This window comes from Leptothoe sp. LEGE 181152 (assembly GCF_032906605.1).
GTDB lineage: Bacteria > Cyanobacteriota > Cyanobacteriia > Phormidesmidales > Phormidesmidaceae > Leptothoe > Leptothoe turfae.
In genome coordinates this window covers 170,510-193,680 of sequence record NZ_JASATU010000004.1, presented here as the reverse complement: position 1 = coordinate 193,680, position 23,171 = coordinate 170,510, and the positions used below count along the sequence as shown (strand labels likewise).

Here is a 23,171-nt window from a genome sequence, read left to right as displayed (position 1 = left end):
TGCCTTACTTAAGACTGTTTAACACCGATCCTAATCTAAATGGCGCGCTTATGATAGCTGACGTATCTTAAAAGAGAAGTGGCCTAAATCTCGAATCCTTTGACTGTAAGTAATTTAGTGTTAAATGAAAAAAGTTTCATCTAAGTTTCAAAAAACATTCATGCTAAATGGCAAGTGTCGTAGCTGTTGTTGTAACGGTTGAACAATACATATTCTTGCAAACTCTCTAAAGTTTGATAGGTTGCAAACTTGTCTTCCCGGTCAAATGCTTCTGTTGATTTAGACAACACCTCGACGATCAGTTTTGGAAATCATTGGTATGTGGCCGTTTCCTGGTCATGTGGATCACAGGTAACCATCACATCCGGATAAAAAAGCGATTCCGCGCCTCTACACGTGTATTCATATTAGAAATATACAGCCGCAGATAATTATCGACGCTTAGATTCTGCTCAAATCAAGCAACCATAGTAACTTTGGCAGATTTCTGTATGGGCCTATTGTAACTCTAGTCAATGGTGAACGAATTGCATGCAGTCTGAGTCACCTTTAGGGCCGCATCCTCGCTTAATCCCATATCTTCAGCGTCCGCCACCAGCCATAACAAGTACTCAGTATTGCCTGCTGGCCCACGAATAGGTGACCAAGTGAGACCTTGCGCTTTCCATCCCAGTCGTTGCGCAGCCACGTATACCTGCCAGATAGCTTCTGCGTGATCTTTGGGCTCTCTTACCACACCCTTTTTCCCAATTTTCTCTCTTCCGACTTCAAATTGAGGTTTTACTAACAGAACAGATTCTCTTGCCCCTGTCATCAGATCCCAAAACGCGGGAAGAACTTTGGTGAGAGAAATGAAGGACACGTCTATTACCCCCAGGTCGGGACGTTGGGTGTTGTCTTTGTATAATTCTTCAGGTGTGAGATGACGTAGGTTGGTGCGCTCTCGCAGCACAACTCGTGGATCCTGGCGAATTTTCCAGGCGACCTGGCCATAACCCACGTCGATGCCGTAGACCTGTCTTGCTCCATTTTGTAGTAGGCAGTCAGTGAATCCGCCCGTGGAGATGCCGCCGTCCAGACAAATGCGATCGCACACCTCCACCCCAAACTCCTTAAGCGCTTTCGCCAGCTTCTCACCACCCCGCGATACATAGGGCGACTTCTGCTTCAGCACCACCACCGCATTATCCTTGATGGTTGTCCCCGGCTTATCAATCACTGCCTCATTCACCTTGACCTCCCCTGCTCGAATACAGCGCTGAGCCTGCTGGCGTGAGTCGCACAGTCCTTGCTCAACTAGGTATACGTCCAAGCGTTGTTTGGCCATTGCCGGTCGATGGGTGTTCAAGAATGATAGGCATTGCCCACCCTACCATTTTGCTTACAGCTGTCTTCATCGGCTCTTTTTAGTTGCCCCCTAGACACTGCTGCCAAATTGCCCTTAGATAGGAGTAGCTAAAGAAATGTTAAGTAAATGTACTCATGACCTGTGGTGTTCTTCGTTGGTCGTCCTAGCTGAGTGCCAAAAATGAGGTTGTAGTTTTCTGACCCCTGCCATATCGTTTCAACTGGCTCTAGTCTTTGAACAGGTTGCTGCAATTCTCACAAAGACTCTGACCTGCTGCGTGGGTTTGAGCATTTTACGTGTCTCGCCTGCTGCGGGCTGGTGATATTGACTGGGTGGTGTCCTACTCACCAAGGTTTTTCAGGCATAAGGAGCTCCCTTGAATACTCGGAATCTCAACGTTCGGTCCCTAAATTTGCGCGCCCTTAAACGGGAGTGGTTGCTCAACCCAAAGGATGACCTTTTAGCAGGTGCCTTGGTGGGTCTGGCGCTGATTCCTGAGGCGATTTCCTTTTCCATCATCGCTGGGGTAGACCCGAAGGTGGGTCTGTATGCCTCGTTTCTGATTGCGGTGATTACGGCTTTCCTGGGTGGCCGGCCAGCCTCTATCTCGGCGGCTACTGGGGCCATGGCTCTGTTGATGGTGGACCTGGTTAAAGATCATGGGCTGCAATACCTGCTGGCAGCTACCTTTTTGACCGGCATTTTTCAGGTGATATTTGGGGTGCTCAAACTGGGCCGTCAAATGAAATTTGTGCCCAGAGCGGTGATGATTGGCTACATCAATGCCCTGGCTGTGCTGCTCTTTTTAGCCCAGCTGCCCCAGCTGACTGATGTGCCGTCCATGGTCTATGTGCTTACCCTATTGTCCTTGGGGATCATCTATATTTTGCCCCGCTTTACTAAGGTGGTGCCCTCACCCCTAGTCGCCCTGGCGGTGATGACCATTGCTGCGATCGCGCTCCGCTTAGACGTCCCCACCGTCGGTGATATGGGTGAACTGCCCACTGCACCGCCTGGGTTTGCTTTACCCCAGGTACCCTTCACCCTAGAAACCCTGCAAATAATTCTGCCCTACTCTCTGACGCTGGCGATTGTGGGATTGCTGGCCTCCTTTCTCACCGCCTCGCTGGTGGATGATTTCACCGATACCCCCAGCGACAAAAATCAGGAAGCCAAAGGACAGGGGGTGGCCAATATGGTCACTGCCTTCTTTGGTGGCATGGCTGGGTGCGGCATGATTGGCCAGTCAGTGATCAACGTTCAGTCCGGGGGCCGGGGCCGTCTATCCACCCTGTCGGCTGGGGTATTTTTGCTAATTGCCATTTTGTTTTTACAAGATTGGGTGAGACAGATGCCCATGGCTGCCCTGGTGGCCGTCATGATCATGGTTTCCATCGGCACCTTTCGCTGGTCTTCGTTTACAAATATGCGCCGTGTTCCCCGCAGTGAAGTCGCCGTCATGCTGACCACGATGGTTATGATTATTGTCACCCGCAACTTTGCCCTGGGTGTGGCGACGGGCATTGTCATGAGTACGGTGTTTTTCTCCCGTAAAGTTGCCAAGCTGGTATTTGTCGATAAGGTGCTCAGTGAAGACGGGGCTCACTGTACTTACAAGGTGTCTGGACAGATTTTCTTCCTGTCTCGGGATGAGTTTTCGGCATCCTTTAATTTTGCTGAACCCGTTGAACAAGTCACCATTGACCTTAGCGATGCCCAACTGTGGGACCAAGGGGCTGTGGAAGTGCTGGATAAAACCGTGCAAAAGTTTCGCCGTAAAGGTGTGGAGGTGACTGTGGAGGGCCTCAATAAAGCTAGTGCCACGCTGCTCAACCGCCTCGCCACTGATGAAGAACTGGTCACCAGCGGGCGGACGTAGATTTTAGAGAATCCAAAAAATCCTGTAGGGCGTTCCAGGGAATGTCCCTATAGGATGGCCCTCCACCGTAAAATTGCATCCTGATAAACTACTAGCATCGCTGCGCTTTCCCAGACTTCATCCTTTCAAGAAAATACAACGCATGAAAACGATTCTTCTGTGCTCCGATGGGTCTGCTTTTGCGGACAGCATTTATCGATATGGTGCCTGGTTTGCTCGCAAGTTTCAGGCTCAGACGAAGGTGCTCTTTGTCACCGATATTCGTAGTCAAAAGGTCGTTTCTACAGGCAATTTTACCGGCAGTATCGGTCTGGGGGCATCGGATCAACTGCTAAACGATTTGGTTAACCTGGAGCATGAAAGGGCCAAACTTAATAACCAGCGAGCGCGGTTAATTTTGCAAAACGCCGACGAGGTGCTGAAGACTGAAGGTCTTAAAGAGGTGGAGCTGATCAACCCAACTGGTTTTTTGGTGGACTGCTTCCATGACTTTGAGGCCGAGGCTGACATGGTGGTGCTGGGCAAGCGGGGTGAGGCGGCGGAGTTTGCGTCAGGGCATTTGGGGGCCAATCTTGATCGCATTGTGCGCAGCAGCACTAAGCCCTGCCTGGTCACATCCCAAACCTTTGCTCCAATTGAGCGACTGCTGCTGGCCTACGACGGAAGCCCTACGGGTAAGCGTGTGTTGAATTTCCTGGTGGATAGCGCCGCAGGGTTTAAGGATATTGAGATTCATCTGCTGACGGTGGCTAAGGCGGACTCTGATGCTGCTAAATCACAAGGGCTAGCGGATGCCCAACAGGCGTTGCAACGGGCTGGGCTGACGGCAACGACCCAACTCCTTAGTGGCGATCCTGAAAAAGTAATTGGTAGCTATATTGAACAAAATAAAATTAGCCTGTTATTAATGGGTGCCTATGGCCACAACCGCATTCGCCATCTTGTCATTGGTAGTACCACGGTTCAACTGTTGAGAAGTGTTCAGGTGCCGGTGCTTTTATTCCGTTAGGTTTCGTTTTATTGATGGCGATGGCGGTAAGTATTGGCCCATTGATTGGTGAGATCGCAGGTTTCTACGGTGGCCTGATCGGTGCAATCCTGATGCGCTTTACCGATCTATTTCTATCCCTTCCTCAGCTACCCCTGTCCCTGCTGGTGATTTATCTGTTTGGTGATGCTGTGGCCTGCCCTGGGACCCCAGAATGGCACCACAGTGCTCCCCACATGGCAATTTTTCCAGGAGCAGCAACTTTTCTGACGGTTTTGAGCCTTAATTTTATTGGTGACGGCCTTCGGGACAAACGAGATGCAAATTAGGCATTGGCGCAATTCCCCGCTCCCTGGCACCACCCCAAAATAGTTATCCCAACCAAAAAACACTTTAAAGAATGGATTTACCACCAAACTCTTTCTTGTCCGGAATTTCCAAAATAAATCCTTTTAGATATGCAAAACTGCCAAGATTGACCGATATGCCTTCGACAATCTTCAGAGGCTTGAAAAATCTTCTATATTCAAGGCTATCGTGCCATACTTCAACAATTCTAGTGATTCGAGTATGAAGCCTTGACGCAAAACAACAACAATTCTCCGGGAAAGCCCCAGGCATTCATGTAGAACATTCATAGCAAGCTTGAGATTGACAACAATTTGTTGTCTCAAGGGCTAAAGGGTTTCTGCTTGGTATAGCAAACGGCTGAATGCATTCAGCCGTTTGCTGTGTACATAGCTGTTGCTAGTTTAGCTGTTGCTAGTTATAGGTTTCAGCAATAACTGATGTTGTGGACTATATGCGCCAAGCTATATTTATCTGCCAAGCACATTTACTCCTATTGGATGCACGCAGGCTATTTTAGCGAGTTCTCCAATCGTTGTTATAGGTATACACTACCATCATCTCTTGATGGCTCAGCCCATTGATATTGGCATAGCATCAGTTTTACAGTTGCTGTTGTGCCAGCAATATCAGAGGATATGGCCAGGTTCATTCTCTACTCTATAAAGCCCATATCTAGCCCAATATTGGGCTAGATATGGGCTTTATATCGCTTAGGTGAGTTGTTGTACAAAAACATTGAGTCTTTCCATACCCTGCTCAATGGTGGCCATGTCAGTGGCATAGGAGACTCGAATGCCACTGTCGGCACCAAAAGCAACCCCTGGAACAGCTGCAACATATTTTTCATCCAGCAGTCGGTTACAAAAATCTAGGGACGTCAAACTGGTTTTGCTGATATTGATGAACAGATAAAATGCACCATTCGGAATAACGCAGTTGAGCCCAGGAATTGAATTGACTAAATTAACAATGGCGGTACGTCGTTTCGCAAAAGCCTGACGCATGGTTTCGACACAATCCTGGGAGGATTCTAGGGCTGAGATCGCACCATACTGAGCAAACGTGCACACATTTGATGTGCTTTGGCTTTGCAGCGTATTGGCCGCCTTGATCAGTTCCACAGGACCGGCCAAATACCCGAGCCGCCAACCTGTCATGGCATAGGCTTTAGCAAACCCGTTACTGACAATGGTGCGTTTAAACATAGCCTCGCTAACCGCGCCAATACTAAGGTGTTGAGCCCCATCATAGAGAATCTTTTCGTAGATTTCGTCGGCCACTACCCAGATATCATTAGCCACCACCACGTCGGCTAAGGCTCGAACCTCTTCAGGGCTATAAACCATTCCCGTTGGGTTAGATGGGGAGTTGAAAATAAGAAATTTGGTTTTGGGGGTGATGGCCTGTTGCAGCTGTTTTGGGGTGATTTTATAGCCGCTTTCCGCTGTGGTAGGCATAATCACAGGTGTGCCGCCAGCCAGTTTGACTATTTCTGGATAGCTTACCCAGTAGGGCGCTGGGATTAAGACTTCATCTCCCGCCTCAATGGTAATCATCATCAGTGCGTACAAAGAATGTTTGCCGCCGTTGGTAACGATGATATTTTCGGCGTTGTAAGCTAACTTGTTTTCGTTGCGTAGTTTAGTTGCGATCGCACTTCTCAGACGAGGCTCACCAGCTGCGGGACCATAACGTGTCTTTCCCTCGTCTAGCGCACGTTTGGCTGCCTCACGTATATGCTCTGGAGTATCAAAATCAGGTTCACCAGCGCTGAAGCTACAAATATCCAGCCCTTCAGCCTTCATTGCTTTTGCCCTAGCAGAAATTGCCAAGGTCATCGAAGGTGTGACTTGCTGCACTCTAGCAGCTAACTTGATACTCATTAGGACGCTGTTGACCCTCGCTTCAAAACCCTATTCTGATTAGCTTAGATCGATTTGTAGTGGAGATTGCAAATCTTTATGATTTGCTTGAATCCTGACCTATAGCAAACTGCTGAATACCTTCAAGAACTTGCTGCGCACACAGCGGTTGCTATTGATAGCTTTCAGCAATAACTGATGTTGTGAACTATGGGTACCCAACGATAAAGTGCGCCAAACGATAGGTGTTTGTCTAAAAAAAAGCTCCCCTAGGATCACTAGAAGAGCAAATGTTCTTGATCTGTGTGAAGGAAACAGTGTGAGGAGAATTTGTCAAGGGCTTAGCCCAGGCAAGATCCCAATGCAAGGAGCACAGTGTGTACAGCAGATTGCCAGTAATTACTGTGTGTCGCTTTTCAGGAACTCCAATTTTGGATTAAATCCGTTTATTGGATTGATTTAATAATCTCCCAGATAAGGCATCCTTGATGTGATTTCGTGGCTCAAAACCTGTGATATTACTAGCCTATGCCGGTGACGTAGGTGATAACTCCCAGTGATATCGATAGTTATTCAGTGGTGAGCGAAATCACTGAATATCCAGGCATGGAGGCATGTCCCTTTCTGGACATGGGGGGCAATCACACCAATAACCAGATTGCTAAGCCCCAGAATGGAATAAATCGTAATCCTCTTAGCCGCCCCCCCACAGGCATAACAGCCCCCATCAGCCAGCTCTGAAATACCCAAAACAGTGCTATATCTACGACAAAGGCCAGAGTGACTCGGTTATGGGTAATTTGCTCTCCCAAATAACTAAAGCGACTTAATGCGCCACCTAATTCAGGTCGGTTAAGGCAAAACCAGATAATGGCCAGATTACCCACTGTTAGGCCTAATGCTCCGAAAAAGCGAGCAAGGATGCCTTTGGTTGGTTCGAGTGTAGTCTCAGGTACTGGCTGCTGGAGGCGTAGAGCCATATAAGGCATTAAAAACACATTGGTGAAAAACATTGCCAGTCCCCAGACCATTAATTTTGGTAGGTGCTGACTACGCTCATCCATCATCATCAGAGGCAGAAACATAAAGATCCAGGCTTCTGCCAGGTTAAAAAAACCTTGCGCAGCTGGATTGACCATCGGCGCTTGTAAGTAACTAACACCTGCAAGATTTAAAAGTGGAAGAATAAAAAAGAAATTAAGTGATTCGTTAGTAATTTCTTGGATAGTATCTGGCTGAATAGCCCAGATGGGTTCCCCGGGTAACCAGTTGGGGGGTGATAGCAGGAGTAGACCCACATACACAATGGTGGCTACCCACAATAGTCTACATAGACTGACTGATTCTTGTTTCGAGGTGGGTAATGTGGATTCAGGGGAGGATGAAGAAGAAGGCATAGTCGAATTTGTCAGGGCTCAATGAACGTTTTGACGTCCTAACCAATAGCGCACTAAAGGCGTAACCAAGCGGATAATAGCAAACGCAGCTTTGCCAGGTTTTAGAGCTGGTTCGACGCAGTCACGGGCAAAAATGAGTTTGCCACTATTTGGGGAAAAGCGATAGAAGCTGACACCGCGCCCATTGGGGAAGGCGATCCCGTCCAATTCGACATGCCAGGTGACCCCAACTGCTAAATCGTCTCCGGCCATATCATCGATCACAAACTGTAAATCCGCTGGTACGGCCTGGCATGACTCAGTAAATAACCCTTGGACTGCTGCTTTGCCCATAAACGTGGCTGAAAAGTTCAGGTCTTCGTAACAGCATTGGTCATCGATCAAGGCTACTGCTTGAGAAACATCTCGATGGTTAATGGCTTCATAGATAGACTGAATGCTATGGACGGCTTGATTCATCTTGATCTGTTCACATTAGTTGGATAACTGTGAGTATAAGAAAAGTTTAATCGCTCAAAAAAATCTTCCTGATACACTACTGTGACTGTTGTCACAACTATTAGTGATTGTTGTCAAAATTGCTGTGCGTATTTGAAAGCCCTATTGTATTTAGGGTTTAGCTACTTAGGAAGAACTTTAATCTTCTTGAAGCTATCCTGAAATCTTCTGGGTATTCTTACTTTTTTATATAAGAAGTTAGGTGTTTTTGCCAGAATAGGTTTAATCGATCATGATGAGCATGTCCTCGAATGTTCCCGCCTTTTAATCAAAACTCCAACAGACGCCGCGCTCATCGCCGTTCCAGGGTAACAACTGATGTGGCGATGTCTACTATTCAAACGCCTGAACAACTTGTGGATGCAGGTTTAGCATTAGCTAGACGGCAGGTTCATCAAGAAGCTCTAGGTTATTTTGAGAGGGCGCTTGCCCTTAGTCCTAATCACCCGCAAGCGCTTAAGCATCGTGCTTTAACGTATGTGCATTTGGGACAAACTCGAGCAGCTTTAGTTGATTTAGATCGGTTGATTGATCTAGATCCTAAAAATTTATGGGCCTATGCTAATCGAGCGATTATTTTTCGTGATTTGGGTCACTATGGTAACGCCGTAAGTGATTTTAGTTATTTGGTCAAATTCGATCAGTCTAAACGTTGGCAGTGGTTGATTTCCCGTGGTACTACATTTAAATTGATGGGTCACTATGATGAGGCCTTACAGGACTTTAATCATTCTCTGAAGTTAAATCCCCATAACAGCTGGGCTATTAGTGCCCGTGACGAAATGGTGCTACAGACGCGGCACTACTCTTAAGAGATTTACAGGCTGATGAACTAGAGGTGTTGTTTGAGACGCTAGTTCATGCTTTAAATACTTAGGAGACTATGGAAGTATGATAGGAAAAGCATCATCAGGGGCTATCACAATTCCATAACAAGTCTTTAAAGTGATGACTCAGGTTACAAGGAATTGACGAGAGAATTTTTGGAAAAGTTACGTCGTGTACTCTGCATTGATCTTGACGTAGTCGTAGCTAAGGTCACAGCCCCAAGCGCTGCCAGTGCCTGCTCCGTTGCCGACATTAATTTCAATGCGTACAGGATGGGCGAGGGCTTCAGCCGTAATTTCCTGACGTTTAATGGTCTGAAAACCATCGGTGCTGATCATATCATTCCCCTGATCTAGACTATGTAAGTCTTGCTGTTTCAGTGCTTGCGAACTGAGGTCTGAGCATTGTTTGAGGTAGGCATGGGCTGCAGGATGATCAAATGCCTGTGGTTGGCCTTGCTTCAACAGAACAAAATCCCCTAGTTTAATCTTCAATTGATTTTGATCTAACGTTACACCAGCTCGACCAGCGGCCCCTGCTATTCTTCCCCAATTTGGGTCACGACCAAAGATTGCTGATTTGACCAAAGAGGAGCCGGCAACGGTACGGGCAATTTGTCGAGCGTCTTGATCACTAGTAGTGCCCGATACTTGAACTTCGATTAAACATGTGGCCCCCTCACCATCGCGAGCAATGCTTTTGGCTAAATGGGTGCATAGCTCTGTCAGCATTGCTTCTAGCCGATCGGCATCTGGCCCTGGACCAGTTATGGCTGGAGTTTTGGATTGGCCATTGGCAAGGGCGATGACGGTATCGTTGGTACTGGTGTCACCATCGACGGTGATTTGGTTAAAGCTCCGATCAACTGCTCGCGCTAACAGGGTTTGCCAGAGACCAGGAGCAACTGTTGCATCACAGGTTATAAAGGACAGCATGGTTGCCATATTGGGATGGATCATGCCTGAGCCCTTGGCAATGCCGCCGACCCTCACCGGACGGCCATTGATTTTGGTTTCTAAGGTGTAGGTTTTAGTGACTAAATCTGTGGTCACAATGGCTTGGGCAGCGGCATTGTTTCCGTGATCGGAAAGTTGATCCACTAACTTTGGCACATGGGCTAGCAGGGGCTCCATTTTGATGCGTTGACCAATGACACCTGTTGAGGCGATCAGTACTTTCTCGGCGCTGGTGTTGAGAGCCTCGGCTGCTGCCTCGGCCATGGTTACGGCGTCCTCCCAACCTTGCTGACCGGTGCAGGCATTGGCCTGGCCTGAGTTGCAGAAGATAGCGCGGGCTGAAGGCTGACTGTCTAATTGTTGTTGGCAGTAATCTACGCAGGCGGCTCTGACGTGGGATTGAGTATAAACTGCGGCTGCGATCGCATCATTCTCTGAAACAATCAGGGCTAAATCAGGGGCACCCGATGCCTTCAGGCCGGCACTAATACCGGCGGCAGTAAATCCTTTTGGGGCAGTCACGCCACCTGCCACTACCTGCCACTGAGTTTCACCCTGTCCCATGATTATTGTCCCTGTATCTGCTGTTTTGATGAATGCGATCGCAATCTGAGCTTATCCTAAGCTGCGATGAAACACTATCAAAGAGTTAGAACCTATTGCTCTGGATCTCTGATGTTTGGGTCAACGGGTTCCTCTACTAATAAATCTCCTAATATATCAACGTGGTTGCTGATTGCAGTATTAAGAGACTTTCCATGGGTAGCCAACAATGCCAACATATCTTCAGGATTTTTGTTCGATAACAAACAAAAATGATCGATAACAAACTTGAGGGTTTGCCCTAGCTGAATATCTTCACCCACCAATGGTGACAGAGCCTGGGGCCGCATTTGAATCTGTTCACCATTACGTGATTGTTCTCTCACCCACCAGGCAAGAAACTCTAACGTGAGCCAGCCAGCTCGGTCATAAGACAGAATAACATCCGTATTGGCCCAAGCTTCGTTGGGTAGACCACCTTGGGTTCGGAGCAGCAGCGCATGGGGTAAATCTCCCATTTTTCCTGGCAACCCATAGTCTTCCAGGGGAATCTTATTTAAGGGCTTTAACCCCGTATTCACCTCCATGACACCTCGAAAGCGATAGAGTGCTTGATGGAAGATTTTTACCTGATCCGGATAATCAGTCATAAAAGGTTCTCTCTTTCCGGAGGACAGCCAGCTTAGCCCATCATTTGGTTAACAAAGTTGGTGTATACCTCACCTTTGAGAAATTCAGGACGCTCCAATACTTGCTGGTGAAAACCAATGGTGGTGGGTAGGCCAGTGATGGCACATTCTCTCAAAGCCCGTTTCATCCGTTGAATGGCAGTGGTACGATTGGGACCCCAAACAATTAATTTGCCAATGAGAGAATCATAGTAAGGAGGAATCTCGTAGTCAGTATATACATGGGAATCCATTCGTACCCCGAGGCCACCTGGGGCTAAGTAGCCACTAATGCGACCGGGATTGGGGCGAAAATTATGATCAGGGTCCTCCGCATTGATCCGACATTCAATGGAATGTCCCTTTAAGGTGATGTCATTTTGCTTAAATGACAGGCGTTCTCCCTGGGCAACACGAATTTGCTCAGCAATTAAGTCGATGCCAGTCACCATTTCGGTAACAGGATGCTCTACCTGAATACGAGTATTCATTTCCATAAAGTAGAAATTTCCCTGGCTATCCACCAAGAACTCGACGGTGCCTGCCCCAACATAATTGATGGCTTTAGCCGCCCTCACCGCTGCTTTCCCCATTTTTTGCCGCAAATCTGGGCTGAGGGCAGGGCTAGGAGCTTCTTCGAGTAATTTCTGGTGGCGACGCTGAATCGAGCAATCCCGCTCCCCCAGATGCACCACATTGCCGTAGCTGTCTGCCAAAATTTGAAACTCGATGTGGCGGGGATTTTCTACAAACTTTTCTAGATAGATGCCGCCGTTACCAAAGGCTGCCTCTGCTTCACCTTGAGCAGAGAGAAATAACTTCGTCATCTCATCGGCTTGACGCACGAGGCGCATGCCGCGACCGCCACCACCAGCCGTGGCCTTGACCATCACGGGATAGCCGATGTCTGCGGCTAACGTCATCGCGTCTTCGGGGGTGTTTAATAGACCTTTGCTGCCAGGAACTGTGGGTACCTTAACCCGTTGCATGGTTGACTTAGCGGTGGATTTGTCCCCCATCGCCCGCATTGCTGCTGCCGAGGGACCAATAAATACAATTTTATGGTCAGCGCAAATATCAACGAAGCGATCGTTCTCTGCTAAGAAACCATAGCCAGGGTGGATAGCACTGGCACCCGTTGTCATGGCGGCAGCAATAATATTAGGAACGTTTAGATAGCTGCGACTGCTGGGTGCTTCGCCAATACAGATAGCTTCATCGGCTAGCTGTACATGGAGAGCGTGGCGATCAATAGTGGAATGGACAGCTACTGTAGCTATTCCCATTTCCTCACAGGTGCGTAAAATTCGCAGCGCGATTTCACCTCGGTTCGCAATCAAGATTTTCGAAAAGCGCATCAGCCAGCCACTACCCTAAGGAAACTTTTTATCTATGTGCATCATATGACGGAAGCTGATCGTACCACGTGGGCTATTTCTCCCCAGAAGAGATGGGGCAAATTGAGTCGAGAAAATCTCGTTACTGAAGGGGCTGTTTGTGGTTTACTGTTATATGCTGTTATGCATTTTTTTAACAGCAAGCTGCTTCAGCAGTATTCTGCGGATGTGGTGGAATTGGTAGACACGCACGCTTGAGGGGCGTGTGGCTTATGCCATGCGAGTTCGATTCTCGCCATCCGCATTAATTATTTGGTCTAGATTTGGTCTAGTTTTTAGATCTGTATAGTTCTTTTGTATTAGGGGTGTGGTTTTAGCTGCACCCCTAAGCGTTTGGAGTACGTTTGATGCCCCTGTCTAAGTCAGCCATCATCACCCGCTGCACAGCTCAGGCCAAGCGTATATCATGAAAACAGTCATGAATTTTTGTAAACAGTTTTGACTTCAACGCTCGGACCGTCACCCAAGGCTCAGAAAACGACTGGCTGGTATTCTCTGGATATGCTCTGGCAAGGGGATGAGGCGGTTGTTAAGAAAGGATTGCCCCACGATCAGCTATCACCAGCGTGGCAGATTCTGATGCTGGGTGATGGTTCTCCTACGCGGCATCTACAACTGTTGACCCGAGAGCCCACAGAGGTTGATGTCATTGAAATGTCTTTAGTGGGCATGGCCAATGATGGAGCCCCCGATATCATTAGCTATGTACCGGGTCCTCGTCTCAGGCGACAGGTGTGGTTACGAACAGCATCGGGGCAGCGGCTAGCCTATGCCACATCCTGGTGGGAAGCTAGCCATGTGGATGAATACCTGAAGAACCGTTCGCTACCAATTTGGGCCAGTCTGGCTAATTTGCGCACCGAACTTTATCGAGATATTCAAGGAATTTATTATGGTTGGAGCCCACCGTTAGAAGCTGCCTTTGGTCAAAAAGGTCCGTTTTGGGGCCGTCATTATTTGTTTTGGCACCATGGTAAACCGCTGACCCTGATTTACGAGGTGTTTTCGCCATACCTTATGCGTTATTTGGGTCCCATGCGTTCCGAAACGAGCCATCGGTAAGGATAAAACGCTGAGGTTAATGGTTTTCGGGGTGGGAAATTTGATTACGCCGTTTACGGCATCGATCCGAGCAATATTTCACTTCATCCCAGCAATCGGCCCATTTTTTGCGCCAGGTGAAAGAACGCTGGCAAACGGCACATATTTTTTCAGGTAAATCAGACTTGCGACGCTGACGAGGCATTTTGGTAGTTTTCTAAGGTGCACGGTATGCTCAGAACCTAGTCTAAAGGGCATTTCTTATGGTGCCTGCCTATTTAGCGCTTTTGCGATCGCATGTCCCCTGACACCCCTTTTCCCAATCTCAGCATTGTCTTAGTCGAACCGGCTGGCCCACTTAATATTGGGTCAATAGCGCGGGTGATGAAAAATTTTGGATTATCCCAACTCGTTTTGGTCAACCCCCAATGCGATCCTTTTAGTGACGATGCCAGGCAAATGGCGGTCCATGCCTATGACTTGATTGAGTCATCGAAGACAGTGGCTACATTGCCGGATGCTCTGGTGGGGTGTCAGCGTGCGATCGCAACCACGGCCCGCCGTCGAGATTTGCAAACACCCCTTGAATCCCCCGAAGTTGCCCTGCCTTGGCTGCTGGAAACGGGAGCCACCGCACTGATCTTTGGGCCTGAAGATCGAGGCCTGAACAATGATGAAATGCTGCAGGCTCAACGGTTTATTAAAATTGATACCCATCCGACCTACGAGTCTTTAAACTTAGCTCAAGCGGTTGCTATTTGTTGTTATGAGTTATCTCGGGTAGGGCAGCGACCTCAGCGAACACCACCTGAGCCAATCGCGAGTGAACAAGCTAATGTGGTGGCTGCCACCCTAGACGAGCTTGATGGGTACTATCACCATTTAGAGTCGATTTTGTTGAAAATCGGCTATCTTTATCCCCATACAGCTCCTAGTCGTATGCGAAAGTTTCGACAACTGGGCCATCGTGCCGCTTTGTCTACTCAAGATGTTGCTATGCTACGCGGTATCTTACGGCAGATAGACTGGGCTACCACACATCAGGGAATTGATTCAAACGCCCCCTAGCCATGCAATCAGTTTTCACGCTGGGGTAACGATTAGCCATGTGTTCTCACCTATGACGGATCCACAGCAGCCTTATCCTAAATCACGTCGAACTGGTCGACCGCGACGGCAGCGTCGGTCGGCTTCCTTGGGGCGACCAGCGGACCGATCACGAGGGTCGTCCAGACGAGCCAGGTCCAATGCCTCGGGTGGCATGTTCGGTGACATGGTTGATCCGTCACGGCATGTCCGCCGCACTCGTCGGAACGCTCGGTCTACCTGGCCTCCTCAGCCTAAAGCTTCTTTATTACCTAGGTTGCCAAAACCATTGGTCTACGGCATTAGACTGCTGATTATTGGTTTGGGTGTGGCTGCGATCGCGGGTACGGTGCTGTCAGTACTTACACCTGCTGATGACCAGTCAACCACGAGCACCGCTGCTGAAACTCAGTCGGCAGTTACCGTAACAGCGGCTTCTGACAACGACGTGCTGGTAGTTACCCGGGAACTGACAGCTCTAAAAACCAAGTTGGAGGAGTTACAGGAACTGATTCCTGAATTAACGCCGACAATCTATGTCTTTGATCTAGATACAGGCAACTATGTAGAAGTGGCCGGTAATGCCGAAACGCCAGCAGCTAGTACTATAAAGCTACCGATTCTGATTGCCTTTTTTAAGGCGGTAGATGAGGGACGCATCACCGTTGATCAAGCATTAGCTATGCAGTCTAACCAAATTGCTGGTGGGTCTGGTGACATGCAAGGACAGCCTCCAGGCACCCGATATACCGCATTGGAAGTGGCCACCCAAATGATCATCAATAGCGATAATACCGCTACCAATATGATGATCGATCTATTGGGTGGTCCCCAGGTTCTCAATCAGCAGTTTGCCGATTGGGGATTGACGATGACGATTCTGCGCAATCCCTTGCCAGATATAGAGGGCACGAACACGACCAGTGCTCAAGATCTAGTACGAATGATTGCTCATCTTCATAAAGGGGATATTTTAAGCCTGCGCTCCCGCGACCGGGTGATGAATATTTTGCAGCGGACCTACAATAAGAAGCTACTGCCTGCGGGCGTGAGTGAAACCACTATCAGCTATAACAAAACTGGCAATATTGGTGAAGTGCTCGGGGATGTGGCTCTGATGGATCTTGCCAATGGCAAGCGGTATGCGATCGCGGCCCTAATCCGTCGCCCTGAAAATGATGGTCGAGCTCAAGAATTGATCCGACGTATTTCGCAGGCAGTGTATCAGACGATGAACCAATCTGCGCCTGTGCCACTGCCTGTAGGTACATCTACCGAAACTGAGCCAGATCTGCAACCCAATGGTGAGGTCCCTGGTGCAAACGTCCCTAACCCCCAAGAACAAATTTAAGCTCTACTTAAAATTTGTTCAAAATCTCATTAATTTCGTGTATTTGCCAAAAACTGTATGAATACAGTTGACAAGGTAGACATCTTTGATACACTTTGTCACACAAGTTCGGGGATTTAGTAGTCCATCTACACTCTGATACCTGTGAGCGCTAGAGGAATATGGTCAATACCCCTGTCGATATTAATCAGGTAAGACAATCAGCTGCTACTGGGCATTTTCGGTCCATAGCTTTGTGGCTCAACTACCCGTTGGTGCCCCAGTCTATTTATGCGCGGGTTCAAACCGACCAGTATTCAGGATATTTGCAAGTTTTACTAGAGTTTGAGCGTCCTCCCAAAAAGGATGTACTGATTCGATTTGTCTGTAATCGGCTTTGCCAGTTAGAGTCCAAGGTTATTCGGGGTGTTGCTTTGATCGGTCGTTTGGTGGGTACCGATCAGCCTCTGTGGCAGCAGCGGGTGAAATTAAGTCAGCGTAAACAACGTGCAACTGTTCAACAGCCCAGCCAAGACACGGCAGCAGCCCCTGTCACAACACCTCCCTTGGCACCTGAACCTGCGGTGACTGAGCAGGTCGTGACGCCCGAGGTCTCCGATGCTCAAGCAGAAACCATAACCGCTACCACTTACGGTGGCGAGACACTGAAGACAGTTCCGTCTTACCTCATTCCTCGTGAAACGAATTTACAAGAACGACGACGGCGACCTAACCGTAGTGTGGCTCCCTTTCCGTTAGTACAAATTCGTTCCACCGATATTGACAGTACTCAAACCTCAACTCAGCGCCGCATGAATCGCCGCCGTCTTACACCTAAAGACGTTATTGAGCATCAGTTCAAATACATGAGGGCGATTGTCGTTACTGGCTCCGCTGCTGCTGCCTTTATCCTGGGCTGTGTGACTGAGGCTGTTTTCTCCCAACGTGGCCAAGTGGCTCAGAAGCAGTCGCCGTCTCTACCTACCTTCAAGGAAGGTGGATGGCGTCCCCTTAGTGACGTAGAAACTCAGGAGATTGCCTATCGTTCCGCGATGCGAGGACCGGCAGTCTCCGCTGCTCTAGAACCCGTTGCTGTGATGTCCCATGAGCCCAGCAGTAGCCCTGAAAATCCTACGGTTACACTGGTTTTTGGTGGAGAAGTGCCCGTGGGTGATGTCCCATTACAAACTCCCGATGCTGTGGAAGAAGTCTTGGGTGAACTAGAGGCTTTTCGAGAAGCTGATGTGGCTATGGTAGGTCTCGGGAATTCCCTGGCCAGCGCCGATACCTCGCTGCAAGAAAATTACTTTGAACGTTCTCGTCCCGATGCGGCGGATGCCCTCCTCAAAGGGGGAATTGATATTGTGGGGCTGACTAGCGACCAAACAATGGATTTTGGTAGCCATGGTTTGACAGAGACCATAAAAACTTTGGACGGTGTTGGCATCTATCGAGTGGGGGCCGGTCGTAATCAGCAGGAGGCCCGTCGTCCAGAAGTTTTAGAGGTCAAAGGTCAGCGCATTGCCTACTTAAATTACGCTCCGGATAGTGATGATGCGGCGACCCTAAATCGAGCTGGCCTGAATATTCAGGAGCGAGACAACATTGTGGCAGATATTGCTGCTCTGCGTGAGGCTGTGGATTGGATAGTTGTGAATTATCGCTGGTACGGAGACTTAGCAGCAGAGCCCAATGCACAGCAGGTTAATTTGTCTAGATCCGCAATTGATGCCGGTGCTGACTTAGTAGTTGGCTATCATGCTCAACAGTTGCAGGGGGCTGAACTCTATAAATCTCGACCTATTGTCTACGCTTTGGGGGATTTTATTTTTGAAGAGGAACCCCTGAGCGATCATGACACGGCTGCTTTGCGGGTTTCTCTGCGGGAAAACCAAATGAAAGTAGAGTTCCTTCCTGTCAGTGTTAGGGAGGCTCGACCAAAGACTGCCTCTGGGGAAACGGCTAGAGCTATTCTCAAGCAGATTCGTCAAGCATCTAATACGTTGCCATCGCCGTTGCAGTTTCCCGCCATTTTAGAGGCCACTCCTCCAACGGAGCCTTTGCTAAAACCTGAAAAGCCTGTGGCTCCCCTGAAAACATTAGGTGAGCTAGAGCCTGGGCCGTTGTCGGATAGTCAAAACCCTTTGGAAGGGGAGTTCATACAGCCAGAGAGTTTTCCCCCTGATACCTTTGACGGTTTTGCCCCTGGGTTTGAAAGTTTTGAGTCAGAGATCTTGGATTCAGAGACCTTTTCAAATACCTCTGATGGATTTACCGTTGAACCAGAGGTATCTGAGCGTAATGTAGCTGAGCCCAATCCATTTGAACCTCGTAATCTAGAGTCAGAGAGCTGGAGTGATGGTCTGGCACCTGCCCAAACTATGAACGAGAACGGCCCTCTAGAAGAATCAGGTCTTTTAGAGGGCAATAGCCCTTTAGATAGCTTTAACACTCAGCCCGATAGTGAGCCCGCTTTTGATAATGCCGTGCCTTATGAGATATGGGAATCACCTGCACCCATTAATCCTAATGCTGCGCCGAAGCGAGGCACTAACCCTAACGTCATTGATAATGGCACCGGTATGGAGTTAATACCCCAGCAGGAAGGGGATGATATTCTGGCTCCCAATGATGAGCCTTTGCCGGGCTATGACATGTTGGAAAATTGGGGTGAAAAATCATCTCCCCACAAAGAATTTAATCCTATCCAGGAACGTTTAAATAACTTTGACCCATCTGAGGTTGACGTTCCTACTGCATCTCCTGATGATGTCTTTCCTATAGGGGCTCCAGAGGTGTCTGTAGAGCCTGATGATGAAACTGAAGACATAAGGGATACATCGGGTGCTATCTCTCCCCATGATGAGCCCTTGGTAGGACCTCTTGGGTAATTTTTAGATAACAGTAACGTTTGAATATACTTATAGGCACTCTCTGGTTGCTAGAGCTACATTGACGAAGAATTATTGATGTTTTGTATGTTAACGATATACAAAACATAATGGTTCGATACATCACTGTGCTCATTTGTTAGAACGAGACAGGCATTTGCTCTTAGTAAAAGAAAACGTGGGCAAACTCTTGAAACTCTTCCTCCAAAAGGGTTTTAAGATCTGTTTCAGAAATGTACATAGTACATGTGAACTCAGTATTTCTTCGGTTTTGATACAAGGGGTTTACCACTTCGTAAAAGATTCGGGTATACTTTTACTTTCTCACCCTAATCCTTGTAGAAAGCTTAGAAATACGGGTAAGCGCGCAGATTTTTGAGACAAAAGGCACATTCGTGAGCCGTTTTATACTGATGTTGTGCAGGGGCTCGGAAGAAAGAACATAGGCAGGTCAATATAAATTGAGCCAGCCAATCATGTTGTAATCTTTGTGAGATTTATAACCGCTATGGGAAGGGCAGGAAAAGCATTAAAGCATGTACTTACTCAGTACGGAATTAGTCAAAATCGTCTGGCCGTGACAATGGGTGTAGCCCGTTCGACGGTCAACCAATGGGTGAATGAAGTCAGCGATCCACTGGCAGACTCTGTGCCAGAGATCATTGTCGCTCTTGAAACATTAGAGCCGTCAGCTGCTAGCATTTTTCTCAGCATGTATCTGGAACGAGGTGCTGAGGCGACTGCTGATCATCGCTAGTTAACCGTAGGCGCGTTAAGTGCGCTAGGGAATCCAGACAGGATTGATGCCGGCAAAAGGTAGTGCCTGTGGTTCAACTGGCTGAGGCCTCTTGTTTAATCGGTCGTCGCTTGTCTGATAAAGCGGTAGCAACCATATCTTTGAGGTTGCGATCGCAATGCCGTCATCTAGAACCACCGAGTTGTCAGCTGTGGCACTTGGTGTTGTTTCGTCGAAAAGTAGAGCCAAACCGTCAGGGGCTAGGCTCATGTGCACCGATGGCTGAGGCGATAATGTCTGGAGTGTTTCTACATCGCCAGTGCTCAAGTTAATGGCCGCAATAGATGGCTGTACTTGGTAGGTTTCACCCTCAAGTAATTGACTGGTTAAACAGAATAAAAGTTCATTAGTGGGGTCGAACTGCGCATCTAAGATCGACCCTGTCACATTTATTAGGGGCTTTTCATCGCCCTGATTGGATACCCAAAATAATGTTTGAGTGAAGCGTTTGTCCGGGTCATCCTGGTTAAAGCTCACCATGGCTGCTGCAGAGCCATTGCTGGCCACATCCATGACCAGCCCATATTGGGGTAAAAAGTCTAACGTTTCGCCACTTTGCTCGTCTGGAGCATTGTTCAAAGCAATGATAGCGGTGCCTTCTCCCTGTTGCAGGAGGAGTGACTGACTGTCAGGTGCAATTATAAAATCTCCGCCAGGCTCAGTCTCTAGACGGCGGGGAGGCTGATCTTGGGTAACGACCCAAGGGCCAAAATTACCTGGATTGTTGCGACTCACTCGCTGTACAACAATGGTACTGCCGTCGGGAGAGAGATCAAATTTTAAATTCTGATATTCGCTGCTATCAAGTAACGTCTCAATTTGACCACTTGAATTGTTTGTGTCGTCCCCTAAACCAGTGGTTACGGTGTATAGTGCCTGGTCTTGTTGAGTGTTTTGCCCCCGTTCTATGGCTGCAAACAAAATGCGATCGCCCTGGGTGTAGGGCTTATAGTCCATAACCGTTAGATTTTTGGGAGTCAAAGCTGTTTGGGACTGAGTGCTCAGGTTATAGAGCATCAGGCGGCCTTGATCTTCGCCTTCTACACCAATGTAGGCGAAGGCTCGCTTGCGAGACTTAAAACTAGCCTCAAAGGGCATAAATTTGGCTTCTGGCCCACTAAAGCGGTCGCTAGCTTCGGGAAGGCTAACTGTAAACTCGTTGCCGTAGGGGGCTGGAAAATTTAAAGTGTACGCCATGCGCCGACCAGCCCAACTAAAGCGACCTGGTAAGGGGGGCTCAATGGTCAGGTTTTGTTCCACGCTAGTGTGATCCATTGGGCGGCTAAAGGTTAGCAAAAAGGCGGTATCTTCAGCTCCAATCTGCCGATTTTGCCAGGTAAAATCCCGGACTTTTGAGGCGGCGGGGCCGCCAAATAAAACCATGCCCCCAATAACCAAGGCCAGCAGCGCTATCATTGCCTGGGCCAGTCGATCAAGGGGTTGGCGATGGTGGGTAGTCATGGTGTGAAACTGGCTAATATTCGTAGGGATTACGGGGTTCAGGGATGGTTTCCAGTTTGGTCGGTTTTATGGTGAGCTGGCGCTTGCCGTTGATGGTGGTGGTGATCATTTTTCCTTCTATGTCTAGCCAGCTATCAGGGGCATAGGCCTGTCGTGAAACAGCTAGCTCCACAGGCAGGCCGACGGGGTAAGCATCGGCTGCACAGCACGTTAAAACAAATCGGGAAATCATGAGATATCCTTCTGGCCATTCATCGGGGTGAATCACAAAACCTGATACCTTAACCCCTTGCCCCGTATAAGCATCCGGTTCTGGGTATACATTAAGTGTGCGAATCCAGTCGATGATTGTACGTTCTTCAGAGGCAGCCTGGCGGACAAAACGTTGAGGTTGTGAGCGCGTCATCGTCAACGTGTCAGCCACACCCCGCTGAATGGCTGTATCACTGGCAAATGCCTGGGGGGTATAGATAAATCCCAGAACAGCCACACCTAATAAAATGAAACTGCTGAGCTGAGGCGGCAGCAACGTGGTGTGGCTAGGGGGAGCTTGTACCTTTTTGGCACGCCGTCCTTGAATTAGCTTAAACAGAGCCATGCCTAGCAGAACAATGGCAGCGCTATTAGCTAGCCACATATAGTCTGGATGCAGCAGCAGAAACAATTTTCCAGTGATCCAGTACCGAAATAGGGTCAGACTCCAAGCGCCGAGCACTAACACATCTAACCAATTCTGACGAAATGGTTTGGAAGACCGTCTTTGCCGTTTAGCCTTACCTGAGTTTCTGGCTGATTTAGCTGACATAGAGGTTCATAAATAAGGTCAAAATAAAACACAGCTGAGCTGCCAGCATGAAAATGTAAATGATGGCCCTTGGCTTAAAGAGCGTCATTAATAGGCCAATGTTTTTCAGGTCAATCATGGGACCAAAAACAAGGAATGCTAGCTGTGCGCCAGTGGTAAAGGTGGATGCAAACGATAGCGCAAAAAATGAATCCACCGTTGAGCAAATGGATACTACGGCTGCCAATAGCATCATCGCCAAAATAGAGGTGATAAAGTTTTGCCCCAGGGCCAAAATCCAATCCCTGGGAATGGCTACCTGAACAAAAGCTGCGATCGCACTACCAAGAATCAATACTGCCCCCAGCTCCTTCAGCTCTTGCACCATATTGTCGATGACAAGCTGTAATTTGATGGCTAGGGGTACCTCTGGTTTTTCGGTCAGAATTGCCGTTGGATCGTCTAGCTGCAGGGTAGACCCGTCGGTTTGTAGCAAAAATGTGCCTGACCGCAGCAAGGGATTACTTGGAGCAGCGACCCTACGGGCTTTAGGCATTTGTCTAGCTACAGCCGATTGTAGGATGGGGCGCATATCAATCTGACGACTGAAGATCCAAGCAATGATGACTGCTATGAATAATGTAAAAAGTACTCTCAGAAAAACAATCTCGGGCTGATCGCGAAACGCTACCCAAGTGGCCCAAAATACGACCGGATTAATGGTGGGTGCTGCTAGTAAAAAACCCACTGCCACTGAAGATGGAGCTCCTTGCACAATCAGCCGTCGGGCTACAGGAACATTGCCACATTCGCATACAGGGAAAAATACCCCCATTAAACTACCTGCTATAGCTCCTAGCAGGGGGGTTTTAGGCAGTAGCTTAATCAGCGTACGCTCATCTACGAAAAACAATAGCAGGCTCGAAAATGCCACACCAATGAGCAAAAAAGGGATGGCCTCTACCAGCAAGCTAAAGAAAAGCGTTAGTCCATTACTCAGTTGTTCCATAGATGTGCAACCGTGAAGATGCCTATTGCTGACCAGCTATTCTACAGGAAATTGCTAG

General features: G+C 48.3%; 20 protein-coding genes, 1 tRNA gene and 2 pseudogenes. 10 read left to right on the top strand and 13 right to left on the bottom strand.

What is annotated here, in order from left to right; genetic code table 11:
- Positions 1-173: 173 nt before the first annotated feature.
- Positions 174-397: pseudogene (locus QGP82_RS02835) on the bottom strand (Uma2 family endonuclease); the annotation flags it as partial.
- Positions 398-508: 111 nt separating this feature from the next.
- Positions 509-1,327, bottom strand: a complete 819-nt coding sequence (locus tag QGP82_RS02830; RefSeq protein WP_499056981.1) for a TlyA family RNA methyltransferase — start codon at positions 1,325-1,327, stop codon at positions 509-511.
- A gap of 397 nt (positions 1,328-1,724) precedes the next feature.
- On the opposite strand from QGP82_RS02830, the gene QGP82_RS02825 reads away from it, so the two are divergent.
- From QGP82_RS02825 to QGP82_RS02815, 3 genes and pseudogenes are all read left to right on the top strand, one after another.
- Complete coding sequence (locus QGP82_RS02825) at positions 1,725-3,227, top strand: SulP family inorganic anion transporter (protein WP_250564950.1); 1,503 nt, start codon at positions 1,725-1,727, stop codon at positions 3,225-3,227.
- Between the two features lie 142 nt (positions 3,228-3,369).
- The gene (locus QGP82_RS02820; protein WP_499056980.1) at positions 3,370-4,236 is read left to right on the top strand and encodes a universal stress protein; all 867 of its coding nucleotides are present in this window, start codon (positions 3,370-3,372) and stop codon (positions 4,234-4,236) included.
- 14 nt (positions 4,237-4,250) lie between these two features.
- Positions 4,251-4,544, top strand: a pseudogene (locus QGP82_RS02815) (hypothetical protein); the annotation flags it as partial.
- A gap of 732 nt (positions 4,545-5,276) precedes the next feature.
- Here the strand turns inward: QGP82_RS02815 and QGP82_RS02810 are convergent.
- The 3 genes from QGP82_RS02810 to QGP82_RS02800 all read right to left on the bottom strand — a co-directional run bounded on the left by QGP82_RS02810 (position 5,277) and on the right by QGP82_RS02800 (position 8,284).
- A complete protein-coding gene (locus tag QGP82_RS02810; RefSeq protein ID WP_163671671.1) occupies positions 5,277-6,443 on the bottom strand; it encodes an aminotransferase class I/II-fold pyridoxal phosphate-dependent enzyme in 1,167 nt (388 codons plus the stop codon).
- Positions 6,444-7,069: 626 nt separating this feature from the next.
- Positions 7,070-7,825: a hypothetical protein gene (locus QGP82_RS02805; RefSeq protein WP_163664707.1), complete on the bottom strand. Its 756-nt coding sequence runs from the start codon at positions 7,823-7,825 to the stop codon at positions 7,070-7,072.
- An 18-nt stretch (positions 7,826-7,843) separates the two neighbouring features.
- The gene (locus QGP82_RS02800; protein ID WP_163664709.1) at positions 7,844-8,284 is read right to left on the bottom strand and encodes a nuclear transport factor 2 family protein; all 441 of its coding nucleotides are present in this window, start codon (positions 8,282-8,284) and stop codon (positions 7,844-7,846) included.
- Positions 8,285-8,574: 290 nt separating this feature from the next.
- Here QGP82_RS02800 and QGP82_RS02795 point away from each other — a divergent pair, with 290 nt between their 5' ends.
- Entirely contained in the window at positions 8,575-9,135 is a 561-nt protein-coding gene (locus tag QGP82_RS02795; RefSeq protein ID WP_499056978.1) for a tetratricopeptide repeat protein, read from the top strand.
- A gap of 180 nt (positions 9,136-9,315) precedes the next feature.
- Here the strand turns inward: QGP82_RS02795 and argJ are convergent, their stop codons facing one another.
- The 3 genes from argJ to accC all read right to left on the bottom strand — a co-directional run bounded on the left by argJ (position 9,316) and on the right by accC (position 12,676).
- Positions 9,316-10,671 carry a bifunctional ornithine acetyltransferase/N-acetylglutamate synthase gene (gene argJ / locus QGP82_RS02790; protein ID WP_499056976.1) on the bottom strand — a complete coding sequence of 452 codons (1,356 nt, stop codon included), beginning with the start codon at positions 10,669-10,671 and terminating at the stop codon, positions 9,316-9,318.
- Positions 10,672-10,763: 92 nt separating this feature from the next.
- A complete protein-coding gene (locus QGP82_RS02785) occupies positions 10,764-11,300 on the bottom strand; it encodes a hypothetical protein (RefSeq protein ID WP_163664714.1) in 537 nt (178 codons plus the stop codon).
- Positions 11,301-11,332: 32 nt separating this feature from the next.
- Complete coding sequence (gene accC / locus QGP82_RS02780; RefSeq protein ID WP_163664716.1) at positions 11,333-12,676, bottom strand: acetyl-CoA carboxylase biotin carboxylase subunit; 1,344 nt, start codon at positions 12,674-12,676, stop codon at positions 11,333-11,335.
- 201 nt (positions 12,677-12,877) lie between these two features.
- Between accC and QGP82_RS02775 the strand changes: the two genes are divergently transcribed.
- Together QGP82_RS02775 and QGP82_RS02770 are read left to right on the top strand one after the other, a co-directional pair.
- Positions 12,878-12,959 (top strand) — tRNA-Leu (locus tag QGP82_RS02775).
- Positions 12,960-13,153: 194 nt separating this feature from the next.
- Entirely contained in the window at positions 13,154-13,777 is a 624-nt protein-coding gene (locus QGP82_RS02770; RefSeq protein WP_431732023.1) for a chorismate lyase, read from the top strand.
- 16 nt (positions 13,778-13,793) lie between these two features.
- Here the strand turns inward: QGP82_RS02770 and QGP82_RS02765 are convergent, their stop codons facing one another.
- A complete protein-coding gene (locus QGP82_RS02765) occupies positions 13,794-13,961 on the bottom strand; it encodes a DUF2256 domain-containing protein (RefSeq protein WP_163664717.1) in 168 nt (55 codons plus the stop codon).
- 92 nt (positions 13,962-14,053) lie between these two features.
- On the opposite strand from QGP82_RS02765, the gene QGP82_RS02760 reads away from it, so the two are divergent.
- A complete protein-coding gene (locus tag QGP82_RS02760) occupies positions 14,054-14,824 on the top strand; it encodes an RNA methyltransferase (RefSeq protein WP_499056971.1) in 771 nt (256 codons plus the stop codon).
- Positions 14,825-14,896: 72 nt separating this feature from the next.
- Here QGP82_RS02760 and QGP82_RS02755 read toward each other — a convergent pair whose 3' ends face one another.
- A complete protein-coding gene (locus QGP82_RS02755; protein ID WP_284681984.1) occupies positions 14,897-15,031 on the bottom strand; it encodes a hypothetical protein in 135 nt (44 codons plus the stop codon).
- Between QGP82_RS02755 and QGP82_RS02750 the strand changes: the two genes are divergently transcribed.
- The 3 genes from QGP82_RS02750 (at position 15,030) to QGP82_RS02740 (ending at position 19,820) form a co-directional block, all read left to right on the top strand.
- A complete protein-coding gene (locus QGP82_RS02750; RefSeq protein WP_499056968.1) occupies positions 15,030-16,193 on the top strand; it encodes a serine hydrolase in 1,164 nt (387 codons plus the stop codon). The two genes, QGP82_RS02755 and QGP82_RS02750, sit on opposite strands and share 2 nt — an antisense overlap.
- Before the next feature lie 161 nt (positions 16,194-16,354).
- The gene (locus tag QGP82_RS02745) at positions 16,355-19,063 is read left to right on the top strand and encodes a CapA family protein (RefSeq protein ID WP_499056966.1); all 2,709 of its coding nucleotides are present in this window, start codon (positions 16,355-16,357) and stop codon (positions 19,061-19,063) included.
- 508 nt (positions 19,064-19,571) lie between these two features.
- Positions 19,572-19,820, top strand: coding sequence for a helix-turn-helix domain-containing protein (locus QGP82_RS02740; protein WP_006518130.1), 249 nt, complete (start codon positions 19,572-19,574; stop codon positions 19,818-19,820).
- A gap of 24 nt (positions 19,821-19,844) precedes the next feature.
- Here the strand turns inward: QGP82_RS02740 and QGP82_RS02735 are convergent, their stop codons facing one another.
- The 3 genes from QGP82_RS02735 to QGP82_RS02725 are packed head-to-tail and all read right to left on the bottom strand — an operon-like array spanning position 19,845 to position 23,113.
- A complete protein-coding gene (locus QGP82_RS02735) occupies positions 19,845-21,320 on the bottom strand; it encodes a TolB-like translocation protein (protein WP_163664724.1) in 1,476 nt (491 codons plus the stop codon).
- Between the two features lie 13 nt (positions 21,321-21,333).
- A complete protein-coding gene (locus QGP82_RS02730; RefSeq protein ID WP_163664726.1) occupies positions 21,334-22,125 on the bottom strand; it encodes a TIGR03943 family putative permease subunit in 792 nt (263 codons plus the stop codon).
- Positions 22,115-23,113 carry a permease gene (locus QGP82_RS02725; protein WP_163664728.1) on the bottom strand — a complete coding sequence of 333 codons (999 nt, stop codon included), beginning with the start codon at positions 23,111-23,113 and terminating at the stop codon, positions 22,115-22,117. The genes QGP82_RS02730 and QGP82_RS02725 overlap by 11 nt, the downstream gene beginning before the upstream one ends.
- Positions 23,114-23,171: the final 58 nt, after the last annotated feature.